Origin of the sequence: Nonomuraea recticatena, from assembly GCF_039533245.1 — a bacterium.
Taxonomy (GTDB): domain Bacteria; phylum Actinomycetota; class Actinomycetes; order Streptosporangiales; family Streptosporangiaceae; genus Nonomuraea; species Nonomuraea roseola.
On the sequence record NZ_BAAATE010000218.1, the window covers coordinates 1 to 501 of the forward strand.

1 protein-coding gene is annotated in these 501 nt (G+C 72.7%); it reads right to left on the reverse strand.

All coding sequences use genetic code 11. The annotated features are described in order from the left end of the window. Window positions 1–156 precede the first annotated feature (156 nt). Window positions 157–501 (reverse strand): S1C family serine protease (locus tag ABFX50_RS51230; protein ID WP_346158588.1); only part of this gene is annotated, 345 nt, incomplete at its 5' end.

A 501-nucleotide genomic window follows, 5' to 3' on the forward strand; every position in this document is an offset into this window, starting at 1 on the left:
ACAGCCCCGCGAGCACCAGCACCAGCAGCTCGCCGAATCCGACGTTCTCGAACACCTCGCGCCCTCCCGCAGACCGACCGCTCCCAGCGTAGCCGCACCGCCGCGGAGAACCCCGTGCTCCGCAGGCCCCATCACGCTGGGCCACCGGAGCCCCGGTCAGTCGGAGCGGAGGGTGACCTGGAGGGTCAGCTCGCGCCCCTGGCGGGCCAGCACGACCGGCACGGTCTCGCCGATCTCGTGCTCGCGCCCCGCCACGGTGAACTCGGCCGCGTTGCGCACCAGCCGGTCGCCGACCTTGGTGATGACGTCGTTCTCGACGATCCCCGCCGCCGCCGCCGCGCCGTCGGAGGGCACGTTCTGCACCCGCGCGCCCTCGGCGGTCTCGGCGGACACCGAGTTGACGTTGACGTTCATGTCGGCGTGCTTGACCTGGCCCCCGCGGATCAGCTCCTGGGAGACCCTGCGGGCGTAGTTGCCGGAGATCGCGAAGCCGAGGCCGAC